This is a genomic window from Desulfovibrio sp. 3_1_syn3, from assembly GCF_000145315.2.
GTDB lineage: Bacteria > Desulfobacterota > Desulfovibrionia > Desulfovibrionales > Desulfovibrionaceae > Desulfovibrio > Desulfovibrio fairfieldensis.
On record NZ_ADDR02000001.1, the window covers coordinates 2,338,274 to 2,356,942 of the forward strand.

Consider the following 18,669-nt stretch of genomic DNA (forward strand, 5'->3'; position numbering starts at 1 on the left):
CATGAAAAAAACGTCTTTTTTTCTCGTGTTGGCCCTGTTCGCCGCCGTCATCCTTCCCAGCCTCGCTCTGGCTGGCGATGCGGTCAATCCGCCCGAGGGCGTCGACATGGCCGCGACGATTCTCGGCTGGCTGCCGGAAAATTGGGAGGGATGGGTGACGTTCGTCGTGACCGTCTGCGCCGCCGTTTCCGCAGTCTGGCCACGCCCGGCGGAAACCGCCAATCCCGTGTTGCGCCTGCTGTATATGGTGGTCAACGCCCTGGGCTTCAACGCGGGCAAAGCCAAAAATGCCGACGACGCCGCTGCCAAAGCGGCGAAGCCGTAGGCGTGTCATGCCCTCCTGGGCTCAGGCGCTTATCCGGTTGGCCGTGGCTCTGTTGGAGTGGTGGCGTGAGCGTAAAGCTCGAAATCGCGTGGATGCTGTGCGCGCTGACCCTGGCTCTGAGTGGATGCGCAAGTTCGGCGGCACTGACAAACGCTCTTCCTCCGGCCCCGGCGACGCCGAGGGCCATCGTGACTGATGCGTGGAGCTATACGCAGAGCGGGGCGCTGGTAGCGGTGGATGGCCAGTGGGTGCATCTGCCCGCCGCCGAAGCCGGTGACCTGATGCTCTGGATAGAGCACGCGGAGTCCACATGCCGATAGATGCCGTACAGATGGAAACTTTGCTGGGCTGGGCCGTGGGGGTCATTGCCTTTTTGGTGACGACGTTGTTCGGCCTTCTGGCTTTCATCTTCATGCTGCTCAAAAAAGATGTGTCCGAGATCGGCCCACAACTCCAGGAACTGCTGGCACGCCTGGCGCGCCTTGTCCACAAGGACGAATGCCGCACCGACATGAGAGCCATCCGTCAGCACATGGACGAAGTGGACGCCCAGATGGACGAGTTCAATACGAGGCTGTCGCGCATTGAAGGCTGTCGAAAATTTGGGGAATGAACAATGGGCTTCAAGGAACAAATCGCCATCGACGCGCAGCGCGTCTTTCTCAATGCCGAGGAATTTGCCGAACTCGTGACCCTGGCCGGGAGGGAAGTCATGGCCCAAGTCATTTGGGAACCCGGTGAATATCCGCAGAGCCAGAATCCGCTGCTCGGACGAAACCATATACGTATTCATGTAGCGGAGTCCGACGCGCCGCAAGAATGGGAACAGGGCATAAGCGTGGATTTCAACGGCGCGGATTGGGTCATTGACTCCCGCCGGGCATGTTTCGGCATGGTGACCTTCGAGCTGAGCCTTGAGCAGGGAGGATCTGCGGGATGGTGACGGACGGCCAGTGGGGCGCTCTTGATGTCAAGGTGAACGGCCTCGACATGCTGGAGGACGTGAAGCGCCAATTCCTTTTCGCCCCGCAGGGGCTGGAAAATGCCGCGCGCAACGCCATGAATCACGCCCTCAATGCCGTTCGCGCCGAGGGCACACGCATGGCGCGTGAAAAATATACCGCCAAGGCCAGGGCCGTGCGCGCCGCCGCTCGCATCAAACGGGCCACGGCCAAGGTCATTGAAGGCTATGTGGATTTTTCGGGCAAGGTGGGCATTCCCATTTCCGAGTTTGAGACCAGGCCCAGAAGCATGCCCAACTGGAAAGGCGTTGATCCGCGCAAGAGGCAGCCCGCCGAAGGCGTGCAGGTCCGTATTTTGAAAGGCGGCCCGTTTTCCGTCGTGGCCGCGCCAGGCGGGGAAAAGTCTTTTTTCGGGCCGTGGAAGGGATTCATGAACGTCTGGTACCGCGACAGGGCCTCCAAGGCCCCGGCCCGAAAGTGGGTCAAAAACATGCATCTTTACTCCCACCTTGTGGAGAAAAAGGGCCGGGAGTGGATGCGCAAGCGCTGGCGAGGCTACATGCACCCGCTGTTCGGACCATCCCCCATCCAGGCTCTGAGTTCGGATGAAGCCGGAGAACGCCTTGCCGTCTACGGGCAGGATGACTTTCGCAGCCAGCTCGCCAATCAGGTCAGGCAGCTCTTTCGCAAGGGGGCGGCCTGATGCTGCCGTCCATGCGCCTGTGCCGGATCATCGCGGCGGTGCTCAAAAAGGACGCGTTGTTCCAGGCCGTGGCACAGGAGGAATACGTTCGTCCCTGGCAAGTCCTTATCGGTTTTGACGGGCGCCGCACGGATTGGGAGCAGAAAGCTCCCTGTGCGGTTATCGCCCCCTGGCAGTCGGACGGGGCGGCCTTCAAGCGCGAGTATGCCATTTCGCTCACCCTGGCGGTGAACGACAAGCGCGTGGATGAAGAGGAAGGGGTTTTTGTGTTGCACGGCCTTGCCGTACTGGACGAGCAGGCCTGGCCACGAGTCTGGGCAGCCCTTCAGGACGCCTTGCCCGGCATGGAACCCACGGCGTCCCTGCTTGAACCCTCCGTGGCCGTGAATCAGGAATACGCCCCCATGCTGCTCCTGCATGCGGGGCTTGCCGTGGAAGTGAATACCCCCGTTGGGGGCAGGAGGCTATGATGCAGAAATTTCGTCAGGTTTCAGGCGGCAACTGCCGACTGGTATTGTACCGCGAGAGCAGGCCCGGCGTGCCCGACCCCGCCGATCCGGGCGTGGTGCTGGCGTTTTACAGCGAAAGCATGGGCATGGACGCCAACAAGCAGGGCAGCGCGGTCATTACCAACGCGCGCGGCCAGGGCAAGCCCGTGCCGGGCACCCCCAATTACACCGGCGGCCTTGAAGTGCCGCCCTATGCGCCGCAGATGGGGCACATCCTGCGCTCCTTGTGCGGCGCTCCGGTCACCACGGCCGAGGCATCAGTGGAGCTGGCGGAAGAAGCCGTCACGGATGAGGGGCTCGGTTACGTGGGTTTGCCCGTGGCCGCGCATACTTTCGTGCAGGATACGGTGGTGACCATCACGGGCACGGCCAATTATGACGGCGCGTACCGCCTGGAATACGGCACGTCAAAAAACATGCTGGTCATCAAGGCGCTGTACCGGGCTGAAACCATTCCGGCCGGGGCCAGAGCGCACCGTGGGCGGGGCGCTTTTCTGGACGGCGCTGCCGAAGACCTGGGCGAGGGCAAGGTGGCTCTGCCCGTGGGCGGCTTCGGCGTAGCCCTGCACGAGGGCGAAAGCGTCACTGTTTCCGGCACCAGCGATTATGACGGGGAGCATGTGCTGCAAAAAGGCACGAACACGCGTTCTCTGGTGATTGAAGCGGCCTACGCGGCTGAAAGTTTCAACGGCACGCCCACGGCCATTCCGGCCTTTTACCGTCATGAATTTTCCCTTCCGCGCAACCAGCCCACGTTCTGCCTCCAGAAAGAGTTCGACTATGAGGCCGGGGCCAGCGCCAATCCGTACACTGTAATTCTGAGCAACAAGCTCAACGGCATCAGTTTCCCCTTCGGCGGCGAGACCGAAGTCAAGATCAGCCTGGATTGTTCCGTGGGCAGCATGGGCAACGTCGCCAGGCCGGTCAGCGCGGCTTCTCCCCTCGTGTTGCCCGGCATCCCGTTCTGGGACAAGGAATCCGCCGTCTGGATCGACGGACGCCGTGTGGGCGACGTGCAGAAGGGTAACCTCAGCCTGACTTACGGTATCGAAGGGCAGGTGGCCGTGGGCGATATGGGCAAGCGCAGCCGCCAGCCCGAGGGTGACCCTACCGGCACGCTCACGCTGACCGTCTTTCTGGAGCACGACGAATACCAGCAGCTTGCGGACATGGCGGCCACTGTGCCCGTGGCCCTGTCCTTGAGCGGAGCCAACGGCGAGGAATTGTGGTTCCGTCTCCCCGAAGTCGAGCTGGACACCGGGGGATCTCCGCAGATTTCCGGTAAAGGCGGCCTGACCACCGAGGTAAAGGCCATCAGTTTCGTGGATCTGGCAGATACGTCAAGCAAGTATACCCTCGTCAACCGCGTCGCCAGCTACGCTTAAAGGAGAGCTCATGTACAAGCAGCATACTCTGAAAAACGGCAGGAAGGTGGAAATCCGTCCCTTCGGCTGGAAGGAATTCTGGACCTTGCAGAAGGAGCGTCTGGCCGCCGCCCAAAAGGTGGAAAAGGACAGCGAGAAGATGGGCCAGGTCGAGCGCACGCTTGCCCTCACCGACTTCCAGCAGACCTGGCGGGAAAAACCCCTTGCCGCCTGCGTCAAGGACTGGCCCTCCTTGCAGCCCGCGCTTTCCCTGGCTGAGGTCCAGGAGATCGAAGCCGTGATCAAGGCCATGAGCGACGGCGAGATACTGGCGGGAAACTCCGCGCCTGCCGCCGGAGCCGCAGCGGCGGCAGAGCCGAACATTGCGGGCAATGCCTGACCTATTACGAACGCAGGCGAAAAGAACCGCCCTGCGAAGATTGCGAAAATGAACCCGTGCCGCTACTGGCCGCCAATGAGCCGGTTTGGCGCCTATGGCTGCTTGTCCAGACGCAATGGCGAGTGGGCTGGAGCCTTGTTGGCTTGGATTACCCGGCGGTATTCGCGGTGGCGGAACTGCACGGCATGGGCATGAGCCCGGAGCTGTTCCGGGGCCTGCAAACGCTCGAATACGACACCTTGGAAGAACAACGGGAAGAGTGGGAAAAGCGGAAGTAAGCCGTGGCTGACAAACACGTCAAAGTCGAAATCAGCGCTGTTGACCGCGCAAGCCAGGTTTTTCGGGGCATGGGCCGTGAAGCGGACTCCCTGAAAAAACGCCTCTCCGGCTTGCGCGGCGGCTTCGGCGGCCTGCTGTCCGGCATGGGAGCCGGAGCCCTGGGCGCGCTGGGCGGCGGGCTGGCCTTTTCCTCGGTCATCGGTCAGGCCGCTGATTTCGAGTCCGCCCTGTATGAAACCACCAAGGTCACCAGCCGCAGCACCGAGGATATCAGGCGGCAGATGCTTTCCCTGCCGTCCTCGCTGGGCAGCGTGACGGAACTGACTACCGGCTATTACCAGGTGCTTTCAGCGGGCATCTCCGATGTGGTCAAGTCCCAGGAAACTCTGACCACCGCTTCCAAGCTCGCCAAGGTCGCCGGAGTCAGCCAGGCTGAATCCATCCAGGCCCTGACCAAGATGATGGCCGGTTATCGCGGCGAATTGAAATCCACGGCCCAGGCCGCGGACCTGCTGCTGGACATCGAGGAGTTCGGCCAGGCCTCGGTGCGCACGCTGGTGCCCATCATCGGCGATCTCGCGGGCGTGAGCCAGCTCGCTTCGGTGCAGTATAAGGAAATGGCCGCCGCGCTTTCCCTGCTCACCCAGACGGCGGGCAGCCCGGCACAGGCCGGAACCCAGTACCGCTCCATGATTATGGAGCTGCTCAAGCCCAATGAGCAGATGCTCAAGCTCATCAATTCGTTGGGAGAAAAGTCGGGCGTTGCGCTGATCCGTAAAAATGGTTTGATGGGCGCATTGTCCCTCATTGAACAGGCTGCTAAAGCCAGCGGTCAGCAGTTGGGCAAATTCGTCGGCAGCGTGGAAGCGTTAACCGGCATCAGCGCTCTCGCAGCCAATGGATTTAAAAATTATGCGGATATTCTTGAACAGGTTGGCCTTAAATCCGGACGCACGGACGAGAGTTTTAAAAATTTCCTTGAAACCTTCCGGGGCGTGGAAGACCAGGGCAGGGCCACATTCTCGAATCTGGCTGTCGCATTCGGTGAAGGCTTTCTGCCCGTCGTCAAGGAAGGCCTGACCGATCTCAATAGTTTTTTGGAGGCCAACACCGGCAAGGTGGCCGGTTGGGGCCGTAGCGCGGCCGAAAGCCTGACCAGCGTCACCAAAGCCGTGGGCGGCGTGGTGGATCTCTGGCAACAGGTGCCCGACAGCCTGGAATACGGATTGATAGGGAGGCTTCTCTTCGGCAAAAAAGGCCTGCTGTTGGGGCTGATGATCGAGGTGGCCGACACCCTGCATACCGTGGAGCAGGGCATCAAGGCTTTTTCCGATGGAACCATCAGTTTTGGCGAGTGGGCCACATCCAACCGGGCGGAGCTGAAAGGCCTGCTGAAAAGTCGAAACTGGCGGGATGAAAGCGGCGAAATCAAAGATGTGGCCACATCCGCCGTGCGGGTAGCGGGATATCTTGATCAACGTCAATTATACGATGTAACCCCTCCGGCCCAGCTCGCCTCCGCAGCGCAAACCCAGGCCACGGCTCTGCGCGGGCTCATTCAGGGCGTGCTGCCTTCCTCGTCGCTTACGGCCTCCGATCTGCCGTCCGCCGGGTCTTTTACACTGGAAAAGCCCACGCTGACCCTGGAGCATCCGGTACTGGACATGGGCCGGGACTTCGCCAAAGAGCTGTCCGCCCATATTCCTAATGCCTCCGGCGGAAAGAGCGGCCCGAATCTTCCCGAACTCCAGTCCGGCTTCAAGCCCGTCAGTACCGGCGGAAAGAAAAAGAGCGGCAAAAGCGAGGCTGAAAAAGCCGCCGAGCAGGCCTGGAAAGCCTCGGACGCTCTACGCGAGATGGATCTGACCATCGCGCGCCTGGCGGGCGACAGCGAGACCGTAAAGCGCCTGGAACTCCAGGATACCATTGCGGATTGGGAAAAGAAATTTTCCGACCTCAAAGTGCCCGCCGATGTGGCCCGCGAAAAGATTGAGCAACTCACCGAGGCATCGCAAAAATCCACCCGCATCAAGGACGCCCAGGCTGCGGCGCAGTTTTACAAGGAGCTGGCCGAGGCCGCCGGCGACTTCGGTGCCGCACAGGAATACACCAACCAGCTCATTGAATTGCAGGCTGAAAATCTGCGCCAGAGCGTGGGCGTCTCGGACGAACTGATCGCCAAGTGGGCAGAGCTGCAAAAACTCCAGAACTCCCGTGACCTCTTTGACGGAGCCAAGCGGGGGGCCCTGCGCTTCGCCGACGAATACGGCGACGTGGCAAAACAGGTGGAAAACCTGACCCACGGCATTGGCAGCACCATTGCCGCCACGCTTTCCGACGCCTTCATGACCGGCGAGTTCTCCGCGCAGAAATTTTTTACCTCTCTGGTCTCTATGGCCTCGCAGGCGATGGCCAATGTGCTGGTGGGCAAACTCATGGGCGGCATTTTTGACGGGGTAAGCCTGTTCCACAGCGGGGGAGTGGCGGGCGTTTCCCCGGCGACCACGCGCAGCGTGCCCGCTGCGGCCTTTGCCCTGGCCCCGCGTTTTCATAACGGCGGCGGCCTGTTCGCCAGCGACGAATATCCGGCCATCCTGAAACGCGGAGAGCGCGTGCTGAATCCGGCGGAAACGCGGGCTTTCCACGCCGGGGCGAGCATGGCCGGGGCCGGCGGCTCGGGCGGGGATGTGGTGCTCAATGTCCGGCCCGTGCTCATCAATGAGACAGGCACGCCCATGACGGCTAAAGCCTCAGCGTCCTATGACGGCAAGGGCGGTTTTGACATCGAAATTCTGGTGACCCAGGTGGACACGGCCCTGGCCAGGCGCGACGCCTCCGGGCGCAGTATTTTCGGTAACCAGATGGACAAGACGCGCGGCCTTTCCCGCAGCCGCTCGCTCTATTGAGGTCTTCATGCTTCTTGATCCAAAGCTGCAGCAGGCCATTGCAGAGGCCTACGCCAGCGCCCCGCAGGATGTGCTTATCCTGCACACGCTGGAAATCAACCATAAAACCTTCAGCCAGCCCGCGCGCGTGGCGCGCTGGTCCGGCGTGGGGCCGGAAGCCGAGGTGTTTCGCTGCCGTCTGGAGGATAATGCTCCCTACAATCCGGGAGAAACAGTCGAGTTTATCGGTCTGCCCTTTGATCTGGTCCCGCCGGAAAAATCCGAAACCACGCCGGGCGAAATTTCCCTGCGGGTCAGCGGCATCGGCTACGAGCTGGACGACGACCTGGAGGCGGCTGCCCTGGGCGGCTCGGCCATCGCCTGCATTTATCGCAGCTTTATCCACGGCGAGGAATTGAAAGGACCGGCGGAAGTCTGGCCGGGTATCACCCTGAACGGGCCGAGCAGCGACGGCGCGGACAATATGACGGCCACCGGAGCCGTGCTGAACTGGATCAACCGCAAGTACGGACGCAAATATACGCCCGAGGACTATCCGGGACTGGTGGACAAATAATGCGCATCCTTCCTCCCCGCTGGCACGAAGCCTATCTGGGCAGACCGTGGGCGGCCGTTCCGCAGCCGCCGCAAAGCTATACCTGCGGCGAACTCGTGCGCGCCGTGCACCGGGATTTTTTCGGCATCGACAGTCCGCCCATCCCCGTGGCTGACGCGGGCGACCTCAAGGCCTGCGTCAAGGCCATGCGCCCGGAGCGATATGGTTTGCAGCCGCTCGCCCCGGGGCTGTCCCCGCGCGAGATGGATGTGCTCTTTTTCGTCAAGGCTCGTCTGCGCGACCATTGCGGCATTGCCGTGCGCACCGCGAACGGCCTTTGGGTGTTGCACTGTCAGCAGCAGGCCGGGGTGATCCTGAGCCCCCTGGTCGAGCTGCGCGCCCATTTTTACCGCGTACTCTGGTACCGTCATCCTGGGTTGGACGCCGCAGCGGCTCGCCGCGCGAAGGAGGCGGCCCGTGGCTGACGTCTTTTATCTGCGCCTTGGCAAAGTGGTGGACAGCTTTGAGATAGCCGAAGGCCTCACCCCCAGGCAGGCCATGCTGGCCCTGTTCCCCGACGCGGGCAACTTCCCGGCGCCGACTATCGCCATCATCAACGGGAAGGTGCGCCTGCGTGATGAGTGGGATATGGCGCTGGGCAGCGGGGACGTGGTCTGCTTCAACGAACTTCCACGAAGCGGAGGGGGCGGAGGCGGTTCCAATCCTCTGAGCACCATCCTCCAGGTGGCCGTCATTCTGGTGGCTGCCGCCGCCACCTGGTACGTCGGCGGGACAGGGGCTTTCCTCGGCATTTCAGCTCTGGGCTACGGCAGCGTGGCCGGCGCGGCGGCGGGCCTTGCCGTATTCATGGGCAGTATGCTTCTCATGGGACAGATCGCGGGGCAGCAGCGCATGCCCTCCGGCCTGGGAGGAGCACTGGACGCGGCCCAGGCCTCGCCCACTTACAACGTCAACAGCAGCGGCAATCAGGCCCGCCTGTGGGACGTGGAGCCGGAAGGCTTTGGCCGCATGAAGATCACCAATGACTACGTGACCAAGCCGTGGATGCAGTATGTGGATAACGAGCAATGGGGCTACTATGTCGTGTCCCTGGGACGAGGCCTGTACGAGCTTGAAAGCCTCCAGTTCGGGGAGACCGTGTTCTGGCGTAACGGCGAGATGGTGGAAGGCACGGGTTATGACGTGCGCGACATTGAGCTGGTGGAGCCGGGTCATCCCGTCACCAAATTCCCGGACAACGTGGTCACGTCTTCGGAAGTTTCCGGCCAGACGCTGTTCGCGCCCAACGACGAGTCCTATGAAGGCTGGATTGGGCCTTATGCCGTCAACCCGCCCGGCACGCAGGTTTACCGAATCCTGCTGGATATGGTTATGCAGCAGGGCTGGGGCCATTTTACCGACCAAGGCGGCATAGAATCTTTCGGCATCGCCTGGGAATTCGAGTATCAGGCCATAGATGACGCGGGCAAACCGGTCAGTGAGTGGGTTACGCTCAAATCCTATTCCGACGCGCGCGGCACGCGCACGGCCCAGCGTCTGACCCATGTCTGCGATGTGACGCCGGGACGCTACCAGGTGCGGGGCAGGCGCGCTTCCAACACCACCGGGGACGGGCGCTCTCTGGATATGACGCAGTGGGCGGCCTTGCGCGGCATGCTGCCCGGCACTCTTACATACAAGCAATCAGTGCTTTCTTTTCGCGTCCGGGGAACAAATTCGCTGAGCCAAAACGCCAGCAACAGATTCGCGGTTGTGGCCACGCGCAAACTGCCGCTCTATGATCTCACGACGAAGACCTGGAGCGATCCCGTCACCACCCGCTCCTGGGCGGCGGCCGTAAGCTGGGTTGCCAAGGTGGAGTGGGGCGGTTGTCTGGACGACAGCCAGATCGACCTTGACACCCTGTGGGAGATTGACGCGCGTCTGGCGGCCAAAGGCTGGTTTTACGACGCCTATATCGACGGCCCATATCTGGTCTGGGAGCTGATTGCCGAAATTTGCCGCGCCATGTTGGTTATCCCGCGCCTGACCGGGACCATCCTGTCTTTCATGGAGGACGGCCCGGACAGACCGGTGCGCTATAAGCTGACGCCCAGGCATATTGTGCGTGATTCCTTCAAGGTGACCTACGGCACATGGAGCGACGACACGCCCGATGACGTGGTCCTTTCCTATAAAGACGCGGATGCGGGCTTCCAGACCCGCGACGTGCGGGCCAAGCTGCCGGAGAGCGAGAGCAGGGAGCCCTATAATCTGACCATGATCGGCATTGTGAACCGCGACCATGCCTATGCCGTGGCAGAGGGGATGTCGGCGCGCAATCGCTGGCGGCGCATCCTTGTGGACTGCACGGTGGAGGGCGTGGGGCATCTGCTGAACCAGGGCGATATTGTTTCCGTGGCACACCCGCGTTTTAAGGAAACAGCTTCCGGCGTGCTGGAAAACTGGGATGAAAAGGGTCTGACGCTCACGCTCGTTTGCGATATGGCGCGCGGCCTGCCCGAATGGCGCGAGGACGCGCCGGAGCTGTATCTTTCCCTGACACGTCCGGACGGCACGGCTTGGGGGCCTGTTCTGCTGAAAGGTCTTGCGGAAAAAAGCGACGCCTATGTCGCGACCCTGGATCTGCCCGACTATATCCATGTTCTTTCACAGGGCATGGAAAATCCTTTCCAGTGGCTGACGCGGGGCGGTGATTCCATTCCCACCACCTGGGCACTGCACCGCACGCGTTTGTTCGAGCGCCGCATGATCGTGTTGGGCGTGACGCCGCAGGATTCTTGGCATTCCGCTCTCAAGCTCTGCAACGACGCGCCGCAGGTCTGGCAGTACAATCTGCCCACGCCGCCGTGGCAGGGACGGGGGCAGCTCCCCGAGACCGAAAGTCTTGAGGCTCCTGCGGGCCTTGCGGCCTGGGTGACGGACCAGGCCGGACCCCTTCTCGCGGTGAGCTGGGCGGCTGTGCCCGGAGCCCTGTGGTATGAGCTGCATGTGGCTTGCGGGAAAGGGGAGTGGTCGAACCGGGGCCGCTTCAACATGACTGAGGCCCCTGTATCCGTTGCGCGCGGGCCGGTACGGATACGCGTGCGCGCCGCAACCGATTCCCTGCAATCCCCCTGGGCCCACTGGAGCGGGGATACGGATGCCCAACCCCCGCAGTCCGTTACGCCCGTGCTGGCCACGCCGTACAGCGGCGCGTCGCTGGCCGTTTCCTGGCCCTCCGCCGAAGTGGCAAAGGATTATCTGGTGTCAGTGGCATTGAACGAGGGGGGCGAAGCCCTGGCGGTCACCACCGTTTCCGGGACTTCCTGGACCTGGGGCGTGGAGGCCCAGCGCAAGCGCGGAGGGCCATACCGCCGCCTGTGGTGCGCAGTGGTCGCGCGCAATGCGTCCGGCGTGTCCGCCGCCGCAACAGTGGCGGCGAATGACCCTGCGCCGCCCGCGCCCATCGACGCGGATGTGACCGTGACAACGGACAGCGTGACGCTCAACGCCGTAACCCTGCCCGCTGAAAGCGGCGACGCTTCCGATGGTCCGGAAGATCTGACGGGATACATCATCCTGCGCGGCCTGTCGCCGGATTTTACCGCGGCCCAGGTGGCCGAGATGCGCAGCGTCGATGCCCTGCCGTTCACCTGGAGCGGCTTGTCGCCGGGTACAACCTATTATTTCCGCATTGCCGCGCGCGACGTTTTTTATGACCTGGCCGGAGACATGCAGGCCCTGCGTTTCAGCGGCGTTCTGCATGTGTCTACCGCTGTGGAGAGCGACGGGGAAGAACGGGCCGGGGGAGGGAGCTGATGGCCAGGGATGCATTGCCCGTATATCCGGCGTGGATGCCGATCCCCCGCAAGGACGATTATTCCTATGACCCGGAAGACCGGCGCGTCACCACCGACACGGAAGTCGCGCAGATCCGTAGGCCGGAGTATGCCACCGACGAAACCGTCGTGCAGTGCTCGGTCATGCTTTCTCCCTTGGAATGCGCTTTTTTCGAGAGCTTCGAGCACGACATCCTGGCCCAGGGATCAGGCTGGTTCTCACTGCCTTTACTTTTGAGCGGCCAGGTGTCGGAGCACGAGGCCTGTTTTGCTTCGCGGCCCCATTTCGGGAAGCTGCACGGCTGCCACATCACCGTCACAATGGAACTGCGGCTCAAGTCGCGCAATCGCATGTGCCCGCAACTCACCGGCTTGCTGACCGAAATGGGGCCGCCGGACATCTTTCGTCTGCATGACGCTCTGGCGGCCTGTGTCGGCACCTTCCCGAATTCGGAGTTGCCGTATTACTGGCAACATGCCTGCCGCCAAAAGGAGATTGCTTATGGTTACGGCCTGTGAGGGCATTGAAGATCTGCTCGCCGCTGTGCACGAAATCACGGCTGACGCCCGGATCTGGCACACCTTTCTGCACGGCACGGAATTGCAGACCGTGGTTCTCGGAGGCAAGGAAACGCCTACCCTGCGCAAGCTGGTGGCGGACATAGACGAGCGCCACAGCCGCATCGCGGAACAGGTGGTGGAGCAGGCCAACGCGCGCTTCACCGTCCTGGCCGCCCGTATGCAGGCCAATGTGGACGAGGCCGCCGCTCTGCTGGACCAGGTAAAAAGCGTCACCGTCACGGCCACCACTCTCGCGCCGGACGCCGAGGCCAGCGCCGATTATGACCCGGCCACAGGACGGATCACCTTGGGGCTGCCCAAGGGAGCTATCGGGAACAAAGGCGAGGCAGGGCCCACGGGAACCGCTCTTATCGGCTACCTGGATGCGGGCGAACCGGGGCGCACAATCATACAGTATATTGATGCCGGGGAACCTTCCCCGGAGGGAGGAAAGTAACATGAGCCAGACAGTTACCCCCGTGGCGAGTGGTTACAAGGTCTTCGGCGGCACCACGGCGCAGTGGGCGGCCTCCGACGACAGGCTCAAGTACCGCGAAATGGGCGTGGAGTATACGCCGGACGGGCTGGTACTCATGAAGTTCGGCATCAGGACCGAGGGTGATGTGGGCACGCCGTGGAGCGAACTGCCGTACAGCTCCGGCCCGGCCGGGCCTTCCCCGGATCTCGAATGGAACGGTCCCCGTCTGCGCGTGAAGAAAACTGATGGCACGTGGACGGATTGGGTCAACCTACAGGGGCCGTCCATCGACTATATGTGGTCCGGTACCAGCCTTAAACTCAAGAACCCGGACGGCACTTGGGGCGATCCCGTGGATCTGCGGGGCGAACCCGGTCCGGAAGGCACATCCATTCCGGCCACGCCTTCGTCCCTGGGCGGCGTCATGCCGCGCACAGGGCTGAGCGTGAATCCCGATGGTTATCTGGATCAGAATCTCACATGGAGTAGGGAGGGCTGCTACTTGCTGCCCATCCTCGTACTGCACAACGGCGCCGCATATAAGTGGCTGGCGGTAAACGGCCTTGGCACCGATGCCGGGGTCAAAGAGCCCGGCGCGTCCGGCAGTGAAAATTTCTGGAAAAGTCTGGCAAATGAAGCCCTAGAAACTGTACAGAGCGCCATTGAAGAACTTGAAGTTCTTCGTGTGCTCAGTATCGGAGCGCCGAAGTTCCATTGCTCCACCACGCTGCCTCCGAATCACGCATGGCCGGACGGCTCCTTTATAGAATTCGATCTGTGGCCGGAATTCTATAAAAAGTACAAATCCGGCGCTTTCGCCGGGCTGGTCATGCCCTGGAATGCCGATTCAACGACCCAGGCGGCCAACCTCGGCAAATTCCGTCCGGACTCCGCTAACCCCACGGGATTATATCTGCCTTTGCATGGCGGCCAGTTTTTCCGAGCTTGGGTGCTGGGGACAGATCGGGAGGCCGGGAGCTGGCAAGAAGACGCGTTACAGGGGCATGTACACGGATACGGAGGTGCGTCAGAACGCCAGAATTATGTAAACGTGCCCACCATGCTTTCAGTCGTGCCGATAGATAACAACAGTACTGTCAGCATGACCAACGCCCAGAAACAGGCATATGTATCTGACGGCGCACACGGTACGCCGCGCATTGCAAGCAACACCCGCCCAGAAAACACCATAGTCCCCGTGATCCTTTACCTCGGGCGGCCCAAGTAGAGGATGATCGGTTGCCAGATGTGTTGAGGCACGTTCTGCGGGCCGGTCGGGACGAAGTTGGAGGCATTAAAATTCAGTACAAACGTGGGACGCGAGTCACCTGACTGTGTAGAGTTGGCAATACGTGTTACTGACATTGCCCCGGATACTGGTGGCTCAAACGCATCCATAACAAAAGGCTTCGCCGAACCCATGATATTCCGAATCTCGTCCCGGCCCCAAGTTCCCGCCGCCCCATCGGCCCCGAGCACCCAAGCTCGGAAAGGCGAAGTGCGAAACAATAACCCTCAACCATCCAAGGAGATACTATGAGCACCACTATGCACACGTTCGATTTGCGTACCGGCGCGCTTACCGGCTCCCGGCCCGCCCAGGTTGTGGGCGGTAAGGAGTTGACCGTCTGCGCTGGGGCCACGCCCGTGGCCCCGCCCGCAGACATCCCGACCAGACACGCGGCCCGCTGGACGGGCAGCGCCTGGGAGGTAGTGGAGGATCACCGCCAGCATATGGATTCCAAAGGCACCAAAACCGGCGGCACGCCCTTCTGGCAGCCCGCTATGGGCGACGACTACACCAGCCAGCCCCGCTATATGGAGATTCTCGGGCCGCTGCCCAAAGGGGCCGTGACGGAGCGCCCGGCCAAGCCGCTGGCCGTGCTGAAGGCCGAAAAAGAGCGTGAGGTCAAGGCGGCCTGCGACGCGGCCATTGTGGCCAGCCTGACCATGCCCACGTCCGCGCCGTCCTCCGCCGAGGTCGCCGTGGCCGCTGCCTCGCTGGCCAGTATCGACCCGGACGGACCGGACACCCTGCTGGCCCTGCATACGGCCCGCCGCGACGAGCTGCTGGCCGCCGTGGTCGCGGCGAAATCTCCCGCCGCCCTGGCCGACGTGGCGATCAGCTATGCCGTCTGATGGCGGTGTGCCGTATCGCCCTGTGTATGACTGCTCCGGCGTGGTTTATTGAGCCCTGCCGGAGCCTCATTCCATGCGTTTGTACTTGCCACCCACCACGCGGATTTTACCGCTCGCCACGAGCTGCTGCACGGTTCTGGGCCGGTCCCCTGGGGGCACGTCCAGTTGCAGCAGGAGCAAGCGCTCATAGCGCGCCCGGATGGTTTGCGCCTTGCGCGCTTCATTGGCGCGCACCATGCGCGCATACGTCAGACGGATGGTCCTTCGTCCATCGGGGCCAATATCCATATGGGCATACGCGCCCAGCCCGGTCAGCTTTGCCAGGGGATCAAACAAACGACACATCCCCTTGCCATACCCTCGGAGGCATTGTCGGGGCAAGTGAATAGAATTTTTTATTGCTAAGAAAATTGCCGATATAGCCGGATAGAGGAGGGCATCATGCCTGTATTTTATCTGGCCTATAAACGGAAACCGTGGATTGTGAAGTATCGTGAACCCTGGACCAACAAGCCCCGCGTAAAAAGTTTCGGCAAGGACGAGGAAGAAAAAGCCCGGGCCTTTGAGCGCGCCCAAGCGGATCTCTACGAACGGGAGCGTGAGATCATTCGCCGGGCAAAGCGCCGTCGCGCCGCGCAGGCCCCGGCGGGCATCACTGTGGATGATCTGTTGCAGCGCTATATGGATACTCTGTCCAATCCATCCACGCGGGCGGCCAACGACTATCATTTGCGGCTTTTTTTAAGCATCTACGGACACCGCAAGGCACACTGCATCAGCATGGAAGATGTAGCGGCTTTTTTGGAACTGCAGGCAAAGCGCGGCGTAGGCAAAAGCACGGCCTGCCGGAGAGTGGGCATAGTCAGAACGGCCTATACTTGGGCCGTTCGCTGGGGCCTGCTGTCCGTCAATCCTCTGGCCGGACTACAGTTGTCCAGCCCGACGCCGCAGACGCCGGACCCGCCCACAGCCCGTGAGGCTCGGATGCTCTTTGCGACAGCCGCGCCGCATCTGCAACGGGTGATCGCCATCGGCATGGCCACCGGGGCGCGCATAGGGCCGTCAGAGCTTTTTCGTCTGCGCTGGACGGACGTGGACACGCGCGTGGCGGTATTACGCATGCCCAATGCGTCAAAGGGCGCTCCTTTGGAGGCGCGCGAGGTGCCGTTACGCAGCGATCTGTTGCGCATGCTGCGGCAGTGGGAGAAAGAGGACGCGGCCCTGGGTTGCCCGTGGGTCATCCACTACAAGGGGCGGCCTGTGCGCAGTATCAGCCGGGCTTGGCATAATACCCTGCGCCGAGCGGGGATCAGCCGCCGCATCCGCCCTTATGACTTGCGCCATGCCTTTGCCAGCCGATCTCTGGATCATGGAGCTGAACTCAAGTGCGTTGCTGAGATTATGGGGCACGCCAATGAAAAAATGATCGTTCGCTTCTACCGGCACACCAATCCCCGCGCGCGTCGCAAGGCGATCAATGCCGCTCCGTCGTTGGGACTGGACAAAAATATGGACCCTGACTAGCCGCGCTGGAGCGGCAGCCGTTGTCCCTGGATCTACGGATGGCGGCAGCGATTGCTGTTCTTGAGCGTAGTATCCTTCGCCACACCACTTGGCACATCGTACTCTTTAAAAGGGCTCCGCTTCGGCGGGGCTTTTTTTTGAATAATTATGCAATTTTATTTGATTTTTTGTTGACGCCAAGCGCCCCTATGGTATGAATAAGTTATGCAAAATCAACAACTTACACAAAAGAAGCACGGTATGGGCGTACAACACATGAACGAAGTCGCCAGCGAGGTCATGGACCTGCTGGAAGGGCATGAAGAGAGCGCGGACATCATCATTCTGCTTCTCAAGGTCCGCAACCGGGGCGAGGGAGCCGAATTTCCGGCTCCGCAGTATGAAGACCTTATCGCCCCCATCGAAAGCGTGCTCGACGACAGCAGCCTGGAGCCGGTGGAAATCGACCGCCTTCTGAACCGCGTCTACAGCACCTTCATGGACTGCTGAACCTCAACCCGCCCCGGACGGTGCCACACGTCCGGGGCGGCCCCTTTAACCTCAACCCAAGGACCGCCATCATGTATAACGAAAGTTTTTATCCCACCCCGGCCTCCGTGGCCGCCCGGATGCTGGCCCATCTGGAGCCGAAACGCCTGCGCACAGCCTCCATTCTGGAACCGAGCGCGGGCAAGGGGGATCTGGCCGACGCCGCCGTAAACGCCATGCTGCAAGATACCCGGCAGTATGGCTACCACAGTCGGGGGGATAGATACCGCTCCGCTATTCACTGCTGTGAAATTCATCCGGAGCTGCAAGCCGCCCTGCGCGGCAAGGGGTACAAGCTGCTTGCCGCCGACTTTCTGTCCTTCTGGCCGGACGAGATATACGACTGTATTCTGATGAATCCGCCGTTCAGCGTGGCGGAAAAACACCTTCTGCACGCCTGGGAAATTTTGGAGCACGGCGACATCCTTTGCCTGCTCAACGAGCAGTGCCTCCTCAACCCCTGCACGGCGGCCCGGCAACGTCTCGCCGTCATCATCAAGGAGCACGGCGAGGTGGAACACTTCGGCTCCTGCTTCGAGGGGGCCGAGCGTAGCACATCTGTGCGCGTTAGCCTGGTGCATCTGCACAAAGAAATTCCGGAACCGCAGTTCGACTTTCTTAATTCCGGCATGGAGAGAGACGCCGCGCCGGAGTTCGATGACGAACATCGTTTTGACGGCGAAATCGCCACCCGAAATACTGTGAGCAATTTAGTGCTCTCCTTCAACAAGGTCCGCTCGCTTTTTCTCGAAGCGGCTTCCAAAGTGCAGGAGTTAAGCCACTATGCCGGGAGCCTGTCTCCGAACGGCAAAACGGCGGACATTCTGGCCGAGGCTGTAAAAGATCTGATGCGGGGCAACATCTCGCGCGCGACGCAGGAACATGCCTATAATAACTATGTGCGCGGCCTGAAAAAATGCGCGTGGGATGAGGTGTTCCGGCTGACCAAAGCTGGCGAACTCATGTCCGCCGGGGTACGCCGCGAGTTCTGCCAGCTTCGCCAGGAACACGAGTGCATGGCGTTCAGCGAGCCGAATATTCTTTCCCTGCTCGACACGCTGTTCGCCAACCGGCACAACATCTTGCGCCAGTGCGTGGTGGAAGCGTTCGACGAACTCACTCGCTACCATAAAGAAAACCGCCTGGCTGTTGGGGGGTGGAAAACTAACGACGCATGGAAGGTCAATGAGCGTTTTGTATTGCCCTATATTGTGGATTCCGAGTGGCCTGAATGGCATATCAATTACAACGCCGAGGAACGGCTGAGAGATTTGGATCGGGCTATGGCCTTTCTGGAGGGCAAACGGCTGGAGGATGTGTCTGTGACTATCAGCGCCGCGCTGCGAAACACCTTCCAACTCTATAGAAGTGAGGCTTCCGGGGTGCTGACCGTCAGTGATTACTTCGAGATGCGTCCCTATAAAAAGGGAACCTGCCACTTTAAGTTCAACGACAACGCGCTGTGGGAGCGGTTCAACATGGTCGCCGCTCAGGGCAAGAACTGGCTCCCTGACGACTACAAGGCCCGCGAGAAGGAGAACAGAGCCCGCAGCAAATACGCCGATCAGTATGGCCTGCCTCTGGCTGTATAGGTACGAAAACCCCGCTCCGGCG

The 18,669-nt window shown here is 61.3% G+C and carries 21 protein-coding genes; 20 read left to right on the top strand and 1 reads right to left on the bottom strand.

Annotated features, from left to right (window positions below):
• Window position 1: 1 nt before the first annotated feature.
• The 17 genes from HMPREF0326_RS09845 (at window position 2) to HMPREF0326_RS09920 (ending at window position 15,003) form a co-directional block, all read left to right on the top strand.
• Entirely contained in the window at window positions 2–325 is a 324-nt protein-coding gene (locus tag HMPREF0326_RS09845; protein WP_008684131.1) for a hypothetical protein, read from the top strand.
• A gap of 188 nt (window positions 326–513) precedes the next feature.
• A complete protein-coding gene (locus HMPREF0326_RS17515) occupies window positions 514–645 on the top strand; it encodes a hypothetical protein (protein ID WP_269545650.1) in 132 nt (43 codons plus the stop codon).
• Window positions 636–938, top strand: coding sequence for a hypothetical protein (locus HMPREF0326_RS09855; protein ID WP_008684127.1), 303 nt, complete (start codon window positions 636–638; stop codon window positions 936–938). The genes HMPREF0326_RS17515 and HMPREF0326_RS09855 overlap by 10 nt, the downstream gene beginning before the upstream one ends.
• A gap of 3 nt (window positions 939–941) precedes the next feature.
• Complete coding sequence (locus HMPREF0326_RS09860) at window positions 942–1,268, top strand: hypothetical protein (protein ID WP_008684124.1); 327 nt, start codon at window positions 942–944, stop codon at window positions 1,266–1,268.
• A complete protein-coding gene (locus tag HMPREF0326_RS09865) occupies window positions 1,262–1,990 on the top strand; it encodes a hypothetical protein (RefSeq protein WP_008684122.1) in 729 nt (242 codons plus the stop codon). Before HMPREF0326_RS09860 ends, HMPREF0326_RS09865 begins: the two co-directional genes overlap by 7 nt.
• On the top strand, window positions 1,990–2,460 hold the full coding sequence (locus HMPREF0326_RS09870; RefSeq protein ID WP_008684121.1) for a hypothetical protein: 471 nt from the start codon (window positions 1,990–1,992) through the stop codon (window positions 2,458–2,460). The genes HMPREF0326_RS09865 and HMPREF0326_RS09870 overlap by 1 nt, the downstream gene beginning before the upstream one ends.
• Entirely contained in the window at window positions 2,460–3,884 is a 1,425-nt protein-coding gene (locus HMPREF0326_RS09875) for a phage tail tube protein (protein ID WP_020990481.1), read from the top strand. Before HMPREF0326_RS09870 ends, HMPREF0326_RS09875 begins: the two co-directional genes overlap by 1 nt.
• A gap of 10 nt (window positions 3,885–3,894) precedes the next feature.
• Complete coding sequence (locus HMPREF0326_RS09880; protein ID WP_008684118.1) at window positions 3,895–4,263, top strand: hypothetical protein; 369 nt, start codon at window positions 3,895–3,897, stop codon at window positions 4,261–4,263.
• A complete protein-coding gene (locus HMPREF0326_RS16135; RefSeq protein WP_084493630.1) occupies window positions 4,260–4,541 on the top strand; it encodes a DUF1799 domain-containing protein in 282 nt (93 codons plus the stop codon). Before HMPREF0326_RS09880 ends, HMPREF0326_RS16135 begins: the two co-directional genes overlap by 4 nt.
• A 3-nt stretch (window positions 4,542–4,544) precedes the next feature.
• Complete coding sequence (locus tag HMPREF0326_RS09885) at window positions 4,545–7,448, top strand: phage tail tape measure protein (protein WP_008684115.1); 2,904 nt, start codon at window positions 4,545–4,547, stop codon at window positions 7,446–7,448.
• Between the two features lie 7 nt (window positions 7,449–7,455).
• On the top strand, window positions 7,456–8,004 hold the full coding sequence (locus tag HMPREF0326_RS09890) for a DUF1833 family protein (RefSeq protein ID WP_008684112.1): 549 nt from the start codon (window positions 7,456–7,458) through the stop codon (window positions 8,002–8,004).
• A complete protein-coding gene (locus HMPREF0326_RS09895; RefSeq protein ID WP_008684110.1) occupies window positions 8,004–8,468 on the top strand; it encodes a hypothetical protein in 465 nt (154 codons plus the stop codon). Before HMPREF0326_RS09890 ends, HMPREF0326_RS09895 begins: the two co-directional genes overlap by 1 nt.
• Window positions 8,461–11,805, top strand: coding sequence for a host specificity factor TipJ family phage tail protein (locus HMPREF0326_RS09900; RefSeq protein ID WP_020990482.1), 3,345 nt, complete (start codon window positions 8,461–8,463; stop codon window positions 11,803–11,805). Before HMPREF0326_RS09895 ends, HMPREF0326_RS09900 begins: the two co-directional genes overlap by 8 nt.
• Complete coding sequence (locus tag HMPREF0326_RS09905) at window positions 11,805–12,344, top strand: hypothetical protein (RefSeq protein ID WP_008684108.1); 540 nt, start codon at window positions 11,805–11,807, stop codon at window positions 12,342–12,344. Before HMPREF0326_RS09900 ends, HMPREF0326_RS09905 begins: the two co-directional genes overlap by 1 nt.
• Window positions 12,328–12,843 carry a hypothetical protein gene (locus tag HMPREF0326_RS09910; protein WP_020990483.1) on the top strand — a complete coding sequence of 172 codons (516 nt, stop codon included), beginning with the start codon at window positions 12,328–12,330 and terminating at the stop codon, window positions 12,841–12,843. The genes HMPREF0326_RS09905 and HMPREF0326_RS09910 overlap by 17 nt, the downstream gene beginning before the upstream one ends.
• Window position 12,844: 1 nt before the next feature.
• Window positions 12,845–14,092, top strand: coding sequence for a hypothetical protein (locus tag HMPREF0326_RS17210; RefSeq protein WP_008684106.1), 1,248 nt, complete (start codon window positions 12,845–12,847; stop codon window positions 14,090–14,092).
• 308 nt (window positions 14,093–14,400) lie between these two features.
• Entirely contained in the window at window positions 14,401–15,003 is a 603-nt protein-coding gene (locus HMPREF0326_RS09920; protein ID WP_008684105.1) for a hypothetical protein, read from the top strand.
• Between the two features lie 66 nt (window positions 15,004–15,069).
• On the opposite strand, the gene HMPREF0326_RS09925 is transcribed toward HMPREF0326_RS09920, so the two are convergent.
• On the bottom strand, window positions 15,070–15,348 hold the full coding sequence (locus tag HMPREF0326_RS09925; RefSeq protein ID WP_008684104.1) for a hypothetical protein: 279 nt from the start codon (window positions 15,346–15,348) through the stop codon (window positions 15,070–15,072).
• A 96-nt stretch (window positions 15,349–15,444) separates the two neighbouring features.
• On the opposite strand from HMPREF0326_RS09925, the gene HMPREF0326_RS09930 reads away from it, so the two are divergent.
• From HMPREF0326_RS09930 to HMPREF0326_RS09940, 3 genes are all read left to right on the top strand, one after another.
• A complete protein-coding gene (locus HMPREF0326_RS09930; RefSeq protein ID WP_008684103.1) occupies window positions 15,445–16,527 on the top strand; it encodes a tyrosine-type recombinase/integrase in 1,083 nt (360 codons plus the stop codon).
• Window positions 16,528–16,767: 240 nt separating this feature from the next.
• Window positions 16,768–17,016: a hypothetical protein gene (locus HMPREF0326_RS09935; RefSeq protein ID WP_020990484.1), complete on the top strand. Its 249-nt coding sequence runs from the start codon at window positions 16,768–16,770 to the stop codon at window positions 17,014–17,016.
• A 71-nt stretch (window positions 17,017–17,087) separates the two neighbouring features.
• A complete protein-coding gene (locus HMPREF0326_RS09940) occupies window positions 17,088–18,647 on the top strand; it encodes a DUF4942 domain-containing protein (RefSeq protein WP_020990485.1) in 1,560 nt (519 codons plus the stop codon).
• The last annotated feature ends 22 nt before the right edge of the window (window positions 18,648–18,669 follow it).